The organism is Saccharopolyspora sp. NPDC002686 (genome assembly GCF_040295745.1).
GTDB classification, from domain to species: domain Bacteria; phylum Actinomycetota; class Actinomycetes; order Mycobacteriales; family Pseudonocardiaceae; genus Saccharopolyspora; species Saccharopolyspora oryzae.
This window is the reverse complement of record NZ_JBEOVY010000313.1, coordinates 1-9,380: the sequence shown is the minus strand read 5'-3', so window position 1 is coordinate 9,380 and position 9,380 is coordinate 1. Positions and strand designations below refer to the sequence as shown.

Genomic DNA, 9,380 nt, shown 5'->3' with positions numbered 1-9,380 from the left:
TTTCTCTCCGCTCGTCTGCCTCCTTGTGTTGGGGGGGGGGGGGGGGGGGGGGGGGGCGCGCGCCCCCCCCCCCCCCCCCGGGGTGGGTCGGCGCGGCGGTGGCCGGGGGATGTCGTGCCGCACCGACCCGGTCGGTGGGTCGTGAGTGCAAAAGCCGGTTGAAGCCGGTTTTCGCACTCACGACCGTTCACATGCGCAGGTGGTGGCGACCGGTGGGTTGGCCGTCGGGGTCGAAGTCGGGGAACTGGGGTTGTGGTTCTGCTGGCGGTTGTGGGGGTATGGCTCGGTTTTCGGCTTCGATGTCGGCTATGAGGTGCCAGACGGTGTATTCGCCGTCTCCTGTGCCTGCGTGCTGACCTGTGGCGAGGCGGAGTCCGGGGACGGGGATGCGAGTGAGGAGCAGGGCGAGGATGAGCAGGTTGAACAGGATGAAGGTGCTCAGCTGAATCCAGAACATGGCTATGTCCTTCCTAGTGCGGTGTTGTGGCTGGTCAGGTTTCGTGAGTGCGGATGGTGGTAAGAGCAACCATCGCCACTCACGTAGACGTCAGGGCTGTGCGGCGAGGACGCGCCAGCAGTTCATGCAGGTCTGCTCCCGTATCCAGTCCACTTCGGACCGGTCGTGGAGTTCCGAGGCCTCGGCTTCTGCTCCGCAGTAGGCCTCGACGGTGTCCTCTGGTGGAGATTTCGTTGCCGCGATGGGAAAAGCGTGGCGACCACCGGTGACCGGGCGCCAGACGTAGGTCAAGTAGCCAGGCATCAGAACCTCCTGATCAACGGCCTCATATCGGGAACCGTACTAGGATTCCCAGTTGGGTTCCTAGTGGAAGTCGTGATGTTCGCCGTATAGAGGGAAGGCAGACTTGTGCGCATGACCAGCAACGACCCAGGCCCACTGGTGCAGCGGCTCGTGCTCGGGGCAGAGCTGCGCGAACTTCGTGAGAACGCTGACCTGTCCGCGGACGAAGCTGCGGCAGCCCTCGGCTGGTACCGCAACAAGGTCAGCAAGATCGAGACGGGCGAGAGCAAGCTGTCCGATAAGGACGTTCAGGCCATGGTCGCGCTCTACGGGGCCAAGGAGAAGTCGGTCGACAGGGTCCTCGAGATGGCGAAGGACGCGCGGCGCAAGATCCCGCCAGCGCGCGTGCCGGACTGGGCAAAGAAGTACGTGCACCTTGAGGCCTGTGCTTCTGAGATCAAGTTGTTCTACGGCGACACGATCCCGGGAGTCCTGCAGACCGCTGACTACGCTCGCGAACTGCTTTCGGCCTCGGTCGTAGTTCCTTCGGTCGACGTCGATGCGATGGCGGAGTCACGCGAACAACGTTCGGCGAGGTTCTTCGGCTCGAACCCGCCCTTGCTGTGGGTCGTGCTCGGAGAGGAAGCGATTCGGCGACGGGTCGGCGATCGAGACGTTCATCGGGCTCAGCTGGAGCGGCTGCGCTCCCTCGCGGAACTGGACAACGTGACGATCCAGGTGGTCCCGCTGGAGAGCGGAGCTCACGCGGGACTCGGCATCGCCTTTACCCTCCTCCACCTCGAGCACGCCAACTCGGACATCGCCTACATCGAGAGCCTGACCAGCTCCGATTACTTGTCTCGACCGCAGCACACCCGCGCATATAGCCTGGTTTTCGATCGATTGCGGGTAGCCGCGATCAGCGACAGGGACACGTTGTCGCTGATCAATCGGGAGATTGCAGCGCTTAGCTAGGAGTGATCATGCTGCGGAAAACGGACGAGATGGTCTGGCGCAAATCCAGCCGCAGCAACGGAGCGCAGAACTGCGTTGAGGTGGGCTGGCGGACGTCGAGCCGAAGCGCCGGGCAAGGAAACTGCGTTGAGGTGTCGTTAGACCCTGAGGTGGTCGGGGTTAGGGACTCGAAGGACCGGGATGGGGCCGTGCTGGCCTTCCCCCGTCGTCAGTGGGCGGCGTTCGTCTCTGGATTGCGGGATCGTCGCTGGTAGTGCAGCTCAGGTGAGGCCAGCGGGAAGGCGGGTGGTGAAGCGGCAGCCGTCGGTGACCTGGTCGACCCGGACTTCTCCGCCGTGGGCTCTGATCAGGCCGCGGGTGATCGCCAGGCCGCTGTCCGCCGGTTCCAGCGCGGATTCGAAGTCCGCCGCTCCGCCGCAGCCGTCGACGACGATCACCTCGATCTCGTCGCCCGACACCATCGCCGTCACCGTCACCGGCTCGCCGGGCACCGTGTGCCGGACCGCGTGCATCACCAGGTTCGCCAACGCCCGCGTCAGCACCGCGATGTCCACCCGGACCGGATCCGTCGCGCTGTCCAGGCCGACGCCGTGCAGCCGCACCCCACGCTCCAGCGCGACCGGAAGTGCCGCCGCCAGCGCGGAATCCAGCAGGTCGGCCAGCCGCGTCGGGGTCCGCTCGACGGTATCGACCTGCAACCGCGCCAGCTCGAAGAGATCGCCGGTGACCCTGTTCAGCCGCTGCGCCCCGCCGATCAGACCGTCCAGGTAGCGCTGCGGTTCCTGCGCCACGCCGTCCTGCAGGGCCTCCGCTGCGGCGCGGATTCCGGCCAGCGGGGTGCGCATCTCGTGGGAGATCGCGGTGATCAGCTCGCGCTGCGCCCGGCGGAGGTCGGCGCGCTCCTGCTCGGCTTCGATCAGCGCGTTGCTGGTCGCGGTCAGCTCCTGGCGCAGCCAGCGCAGTTCGGCCCGGGGGTAGCGGCGCGTCCAGCGGCCCAGCAGCCAGCCGGTCGCGCTCGACGCCAAGCAGGCCGCGACCAGCCCGCTGCTCACCCTGGCCACGTTCGGTCACGTCTGTTGCGCTCGCCGGCTGCCCCCACCGATCAGTACCTCCATTCAACCTCCCGTTAACCGCGCGCCGGGAGTCCCATGAATAGGGGTCCGCGCGCGACGTTGTTGGGACTAACGCCGCCCGAGCGCGCGAGGCAGGCTGGGAACACCGTTTCTACTCAAGCGGATCCGGGTGCGCCCGGGTCGGCGACTGGAGGAATTCATCGTGGCGCGGCCTGTGCTTTCCGTTCGAGCGGAGGGATCCGACGGTCACCGGACCATTGCGGCGGCGTTGGAGCAGGCCCGCCCCGGGTCGGTCATCTCGGTGCACCCCGGCCGCTACCAGGAGAACCTGGTGATCACCAAGGTGGTCACCATCATCGCGGCCGAGGGTTCGCGCACCGTGGAGCTGTCCCCGGTGCGCGGCAGCGCGGTGCGCGTGGTGTCCGAAGCGGTGCAGCTCAGCGGGCTGGTGCTGCGCGGACGCGACCCCGAACTGCCCACTGTGGACGTTCCGCGCGGGCAGGCGGCGATGGACGACTGCGAGGTCACCGGCTCGGCCTGGACCGCCGTGCTGGCCCGCGAATCCGGTTCGCTGGCGATGCGCGACTGCCGGGTCACCAACTCCGCGGGAGCCGGGATCGTCGACACCTCCGAGGCGGGCAGCGTTGTCGAGGACTGCGTGGTCGAGCACCTGGGCAGCTCGGCGATCGTGATCAGCGACCGCGCGGCGCCGATGATCCGCCGCTGTGTGCTGCGCGACAGCCGCGGCAACGGGGTCTGCGCCAACGCCGACTCCCGCGGCACCGTCGAGGACTGCCAGATCTCCCGCACCGACAAGCCCGCGATCGCACTGGAAGCCAGCAGCAGCACCACGATTCGCGGCACCTCGGTCAAGGACGTGGCGATCGGCGCCTACATCAACAGCCAGGGCCGCCCGACCCTGCAGGACTGCTCGTTCACCGCCACCCGCGAGCACGGCCTGGTGGTGCTGGGCGGCAGCGAACCGGTGGTGACCGGTTGCCGCGTCGGCCGCACCAAGGCCAACGGCCTGCTGATCACCGACAAGGCCAAGGGCAGCTACGAGGAGCTGCGGATCTTCGGCACCCGCAAGGCCGCGATCGAGGTCGGCGAGCTGGCCGGGCCGGTCTTCCGCGACACCTCGGTGCGCGACTGCGCGGAGGACGGCGTGGTGCTCACCGACGAGTCCGTCGCGGAGTTCGAGCGGCTCGAGGTCGACGACGTCGAGGGCACCGCGATCACCGTGCGCGCCGGGGCGAACCCGATGCTGCGCCGGATCACCGTGCGCGACGTCCGCGGCGACGGCATCGCGGTGTTCGGCGGCGGGCACGGACGCCTGGAGGACGTCGAGATCGGCGGCGTCGCGGGCACCGGCCTGCGCATCGGCGAGGACGCCGATCCGTCCGTGGACCGCGCGGTGATCCGGGCGGCAACCGGGGTGGCCGTCGAGAAGGGCGGCACCGGGATGCTGCGGGAGTGCGAGGTCCGCGACTGCACCGGCGACGGCATCACCATCGCCGACCACGCGGACCTGACCGTGCTGCGCAGCAAGGTCGTCAAGAACGACGGGCACGGTGTGCTGGTGGGCAGCGGCGGACGCGCCACGCTGGAGGACTGCGAACTGGTCGACAACACCCGCGACGGCGTCCGGGTGGAGACCACCGAGCCCGTCGCGGTCACCAACTGCACCGCCACCGGCAACGGCGGATCCGGGGTGCGCACCCCGGACAGCTCCGGCGGCGACCGGCTGGAGATCGAGAACCTGGACAGCAGGGACAACGCCGGCACCAGCGACGCGGAAGCCGGACCGCTGGCCGAACTCGACGCGCTGGTCGGCCTGGACGGGGTGAAGCAGCAGGTCACGACGCTGGTGAACCTGACGGAGATGGCCAAGCGGCGGGAGGCCGCCGGACTGCCGGCGCTGCCGATGAGCAGGCACCTGATCTTCGCCGGACCGCCCGGCACCGGCAAGACCACCATCGCCCGCCTCTACGGCGAGATCCTCGCCTCGCTCGGCGCGCTGCGCAGCGGCCACCTGGTGGAGGTGGCCCGCGCCGACCTGGTCGCGCAGATCGTCGGCGGCACCGCGATCAAGACCACCGAGGCGTTCACCAAGGCCCTCGGCGGTGTGCTGTTCATCGACGAGGCCTACACGCTGAACGCGCAGGGCGGCGGCGGTCCCGACTTCGGCCGCGAAGCGGTGGACACGCTGGTCAAGCTGATGGAGGACCACCGCGACGACGTGGTGGTCATCGCCGCCGGGTACTCCGAGCAGATGGACGGGTTCCTGGCCTCCAACCCCGGTCTGGCGTCCCGCTTCAACCGCACCGTCGAGTTCGAGAACTACTCGGTGCCCGAGCTGGTCACCATCGTCGAGCGGATGTGCCAGGCGCACAGCTACGAACTCGGCGACGGCACCCGCGAGGCGCTGCAGCGCTACTTCGGGCGGCTGCACCGAGGCTCCGACTTCGGCAACGGTCGCGCGGCCCGCAAGCTGTTCGAGGAGATGATCGACCGGCAAGCGGTCCGGCTGGCCGGGCTGCCCTCGGTGGACCAGGACGAGCTGTCCCGGATGCTGCCCGCCGACGTCGGCGCCGAACCCGAAACCGCCGAGCCGGACAAGCCGACGGCGCTGAGCCGGTTGCGCGAGATGATCGGCATCCCGGCGGTGAAGTCGGCGGTCGAGGACCTGGTCAACCTGCTGGCGGCCAACCGGCGTCGCGCCGAAGCGGGGCTGCCGACGCCGAAGATCAGCCACCACCTGGTGTTCGCCGGCCCGCCCGGCACCGGCAAGACGACGGTGGCCCGGCTCTACGGCGAGGTGCTGGCCGACCTGGAGGTGCTGCCGACCGGTCAGCTCGTCGAGGTCAGCCGCGCCGACCTGGTCGGCAAGTACATCGGCCACACCGCGCAGCTGACCCGCGACGCGTTCGAGCGGGCGCGCGGTGGCGTGCTGTTCATCGACGAGGCGTACGCGCTGACTTCCGCCGGTGGCAACGACTTCGGGCGCGAAGCCGTCGACACGCTGGTCAAGCTGATGGAGGACCACCGCGACGAGGTCGTGGTGATCGTGGCGGGCTACTCGGCGGAGATGCAGGACTTCCTGGCCACCAACCCGGGCCTGGGCTCCCGCTTCTCCCGCCACGTCGAGTTCGCCGACTACACCGCGGCGGAGCTGACCGAGATCTTCGACCGCAACGCGCTCACCAACGGCTACGAGTGCGGCGAGGACGTCCTCGCGGCGTTGCACCGCCACTTCGAGGAGCTGCCCCGCGACCGCAACTTCGGCAACGCCCGCTACGCCCGCCAACTGCTCGAAACGACCATGACCCGCCAAGCGGGCCGCCTCAGCACCCTCCCCACCCCAACCCTCACCGACCTCCGAAACATCCACCCGGAAGACCTACCCGTCTGACACGCCGGAGGTCTGCAGTTTCAATTGAAACTGTGATCCGCCGTGCCTGGGATTTGCAGTTTCAATTGAAACTGCGCTCCGAGACACCGAACAGCAGACGGCGGAAGTACCGGAACGGGTGAAGGCACCGGTAGGTGCTCCCTCCCCGTTCCGGGACGTGCCGGGGAAGCTCTTGGTCGCTTAGCTTCGAGGGGTGCGAAATGGCGCCCTGGTACTGACCACTCTCGTTGCCGCGTCGGCACTTTCGGCTCCGGCCGCGGTCGCCGCGCCGGAGCTGCCGGCGATCCCGCAGGCGCTCTCGTCCTACGACGGGTGCCGCTCCGCGTCCACAGTGGATACTGCTGAGAAGCCGTGGGCCCAGGCCCAGCTCCAACCGGAGCGGGCCTGGCAGCACGGGAACGGCACCGGTGTCACCGTGGCCGTCGTCGGCAGCGGGGTCGACGCCACGTCCTCGGCCCTGGCCGGGCGGGTGGACGGATCCGGCCCGGACTGCGTCGGTTACGGCACGTTCGTCGCGGGCATCATCGCGGCCGCTCCGCACCCGGGCGGCGGCTTCGCCGGAGTCGCACCGGGCGCGCGGATCCTGGCCGTCAAAGCCACCGACCAGCGGGGAAACGCCACCGCCGATGGTCTGGCCAACGGCATCCGCACAGCGGTGGCCGGCGGTGCGCGCGTCATCTCGGTAGCCGCGGCGGCCACCGAGCCCAGCGATGCGCTGGCCTCAGCAGTCCGCGACGCCGCAGCAGCTGGTGCACTGGTCGTGGCCCCGGCTTCGACCGGCGACGGCGACAAAGCCGTCCAGGCGTTCCCGGCCGCCTACCCCGAGGCCCTGTCGGTGGCCGCGACCGCACCGGACGGCTCTCCCACCCGATCCGCCCAGCCCCAGATCAAGGTCGACGTGGCAGCCCCCGGAGCAGCCATGACCGGCGTCGGCCCCGGTGGCAACGGCCTGTTCATCTCCGGCGGAGACGCGGTGGCCGCCGCCCAGGTCTCCGGCACCGCAGCCCTGGCCCTCTCCTACCGCCCGCACCTGACCACCGAGGACCTCGCCCGCCGCCTGCGCGACACCGCCTACCCGCCACCAGGCGGCGCCCCGCACTCCTTCCTGGGCAGCGGAGTCGTGGACCCGGCGACGGCGGTCACCGCGGAACTCCCCGCTGCGGCGGGAAAACCGCCCGCCATCCCGGCAGCGGTCCACATGCCGCCCCCGACCGACCCCACCCCGTCCACCACCGCAGCGATCCTGGCAATCTCCGCAGCCCTGGTGATCGGCGCAGCCGCAGCCCTGGCCATCGTCATCCCCCGAGGCCGGAACCGCCGCTGGCGCACCGCCCCTTGAACAGTCCGGTCAGGGCCGTGAGCACTTTTTGGTGCCATAGCGCCACAAAAGGCTCACGGCACCTGACCTGTGAAAAGTCCGCTCTCAGCGCGTCGGGCTGGGTTCGGATTCCGGGAGTTCGACGACCTTCACGCGGCTGACGCGCTCGTGCCAGCCGAGTCCGGCGACCATCGCCACCACCAGCACGAACCCGATCCACTGCGTCGCGCTCAGCTCCGCGCCCAGCACGAACACCCCGATGATCGCCGCGGTCGCCGGAAAGGCCAGCTCCGCCAACGTCGCCCGCGCCGCCGGCGTGGTGCTCAGACCCACGTAGTACAGCCCCAAGGCGATCAGTCCCGGGATCAGCGCCAGCAGGACCAGCCCGAACGCGTTGTCCCAGCCGACCGTCACCGGCGAGCCGCTGAGCAGCAGGACCACCGCTGCCGCGGGCAGGCCGATCGAGAACCTCAGCGCCGTGACGTCCCGAGCGGGAATTCGACTGCTCACGTACCTGCCCAGCACGGTTCCCGCCGCCCACAACGCCGCCGCACCCAGGGCCAACAACGCGGGCAGGACCTGCGAAACCTCGATGTGCAGCGGGTTTTCGAACGCCAGCAACCACGCCCCGAGCAGCGCCGGGACCGCGAACAGGAAGTACCGCGCGGTCAACCGCTCGCGCAGCAGCGCGAACGACGCCACCGCCGCGAAGATCGGCTGCAACTTCTGCAGGACCAGCGGCGTGACCGGGTCCCCGACCTGGAACGCCGTGGTGAACAGAGCGGTCGCCAACGCCGACGACCCCACGCCGACGGCGATCATCGCGATGCGCTCGCGCGGTCCGCACGCCAACAGCGCGCGCCACGCGCGGGGCAACAGCGGCGTCAGCAGCAGCACGATGATCACGTGCTCCCAGAACACCACGCTGGCCGAGGGGAGCGCCGTCGCGAGGGGTTGCCGCCACAGGGCGTCCGTGCCCCACATCGCGGTGGCCAGCGCCACCAACCAAGTCCGGTCCGCACCCCGCGCCAACGCCATGATTTCAACCTATCGAGCGTCCCCGACCCCGTTTCACGTGACACGACACCCGCGGCGCACCACCCTAGGCTCGAAATCGGGCACTCCGGATGCCACTTCACGCCATGCCCGTGGCAGCGAACTAGACATCACGGGCAGAATCGACACCGCTACGGCCGGTGACGGATAAGGACAGATACCAATGCTTCAGCAGCGGACCCGACTGCTCGGTTCGATCTTCGGCGCGTGCGCGGCGGTCGCGCTGGTCGCCGGGTGCGGCGGCGGCCAGCCCACGCCCCCGCCCGCCGGGCAGCCGACCCAGGAACACCCGCCGACCCACGGGCAGACCGCCGCGGCCAAGCAGGCCTCGGCGACCTTCGGCCCGTACAAGCCGGACGCCAAGGCGGTCACCTACGACCCCGCCCTGGTCCCGGACGGCGCGCAGATCAACCTGACCTCGCAGCGGAGCGGCGGCCAGACCAAGATCACCGTCGACCTCAAGGGCCTGGTGCCCAACCGCGAGTACGGCGCCCACGTGCACACCAAGCCCTGCGGCCCCACCGGCGAGGACGCCGGCCCGCACTTCCAGGAGAAGGCGGACCCGGTCAAGCCGTCGGTCGACCCGGCCTTCGCGAACCCGAAGAACGAGGTGTGGCTGGACTTCCACACCGACGCGCAGGGCAACGCCAGCACCAGCGCGGACGGCAACTGGTCCTTCGACACCCGCCAGGACGCGAAGTCCTTCGTGATCCACTCGTCGCACACCCACACCGAACCCGGCAAGGCGGGCACCGCCGGAGACCGCCTCGCCTGCCTCAACGCCTCGTTCTAACCTGGGTGGTCAGC

The 9,380-nt window shown here is 69.6% G+C and carries 9 protein-coding genes; 5 read left to right on the top strand and 4 right to left on the bottom strand.

Annotated features, from left to right (window positions below; translation table 11 throughout):
- Positions 1-187: 187 nt before the first annotated feature.
- Both ABTZ89_RS30490 and ABTZ89_RS30485 read right to left on the bottom strand, forming a co-directional pair.
- Positions 188-457, bottom strand: coding sequence for a hypothetical protein (locus ABTZ89_RS30490; protein ID WP_351051172.1), 270 nt, complete (start codon positions 455-457; stop codon positions 188-190).
- A gap of 90 nt (positions 458-547) precedes the next feature.
- Positions 548-760 carry an HC3 family zinc finger protein gene (locus tag ABTZ89_RS30485; protein ID WP_351051169.1) on the bottom strand — a complete coding sequence of 71 codons (213 nt, stop codon included), beginning with the start codon at positions 758-760 and terminating at the stop codon, positions 548-550.
- Positions 761-871: 111 nt separating this feature from the next.
- Here ABTZ89_RS30485 and ABTZ89_RS30480 point away from each other — a divergent pair, with 111 nt between their 5' ends.
- Positions 872-1,714, top strand: coding sequence for a helix-turn-helix domain-containing protein (locus ABTZ89_RS30480; RefSeq protein ID WP_351051166.1), 843 nt, complete (start codon positions 872-874; stop codon positions 1,712-1,714).
- An 8-nt stretch (positions 1,715-1,722) separates the two neighbouring features.
- Complete coding sequence (locus tag ABTZ89_RS30475; protein ID WP_351051163.1) at positions 1,723-1,968, top strand: DUF397 domain-containing protein; 246 nt, start codon at positions 1,723-1,725, stop codon at positions 1,966-1,968.
- A gap of 6 nt (positions 1,969-1,974) precedes the next feature.
- On the opposite strand, the gene ABTZ89_RS30470 is transcribed toward ABTZ89_RS30475, so the two are convergent.
- The gene (locus ABTZ89_RS30470) at positions 1,975-2,766 is read right to left on the bottom strand and encodes a sensor histidine kinase (protein WP_351051161.1); all 792 of its coding nucleotides are present in this window, start codon (positions 2,764-2,766) and stop codon (positions 1,975-1,977) included.
- Positions 2,767-2,989: 223 nt separating this feature from the next.
- Between ABTZ89_RS30470 and ABTZ89_RS30465 the strand changes: the two genes are divergently transcribed.
- Together ABTZ89_RS30465 and ABTZ89_RS30460 are read left to right on the top strand one after the other, a co-directional pair.
- Positions 2,990-6,199 carry a right-handed parallel beta-helix repeat-containing protein gene (locus tag ABTZ89_RS30465; RefSeq protein WP_351051158.1) on the top strand — a complete coding sequence of 1,070 codons (3,210 nt, stop codon included), beginning with the start codon at positions 2,990-2,992 and terminating at the stop codon, positions 6,197-6,199.
- A 193-nt stretch (positions 6,200-6,392) separates the two neighbouring features.
- Positions 6,393-7,538: a S8 family serine peptidase gene (locus tag ABTZ89_RS30460; RefSeq protein WP_351051155.1), complete on the top strand. Its 1,146-nt coding sequence runs from the start codon at positions 6,393-6,395 to the stop codon at positions 7,536-7,538.
- 84 nt (positions 7,539-7,622) lie between these two features.
- On the opposite strand, the gene ABTZ89_RS30455 is transcribed toward ABTZ89_RS30460, so the two are convergent.
- The gene (locus tag ABTZ89_RS30455) at positions 7,623-8,555 is read right to left on the bottom strand and encodes a DMT family transporter (RefSeq protein ID WP_351051152.1); all 933 of its coding nucleotides are present in this window, start codon (positions 8,553-8,555) and stop codon (positions 7,623-7,625) included.
- A gap of 181 nt (positions 8,556-8,736) precedes the next feature.
- Here ABTZ89_RS30455 and ABTZ89_RS30450 point away from each other — a divergent pair, with 181 nt between their 5' ends.
- The gene (locus ABTZ89_RS30450) at positions 8,737-9,366 is read left to right on the top strand and encodes a superoxide dismutase family protein (protein WP_270950588.1); all 630 of its coding nucleotides are present in this window, start codon (positions 8,737-8,739) and stop codon (positions 9,364-9,366) included.
- Positions 9,367-9,380 lie beyond the last annotated feature (14 nt).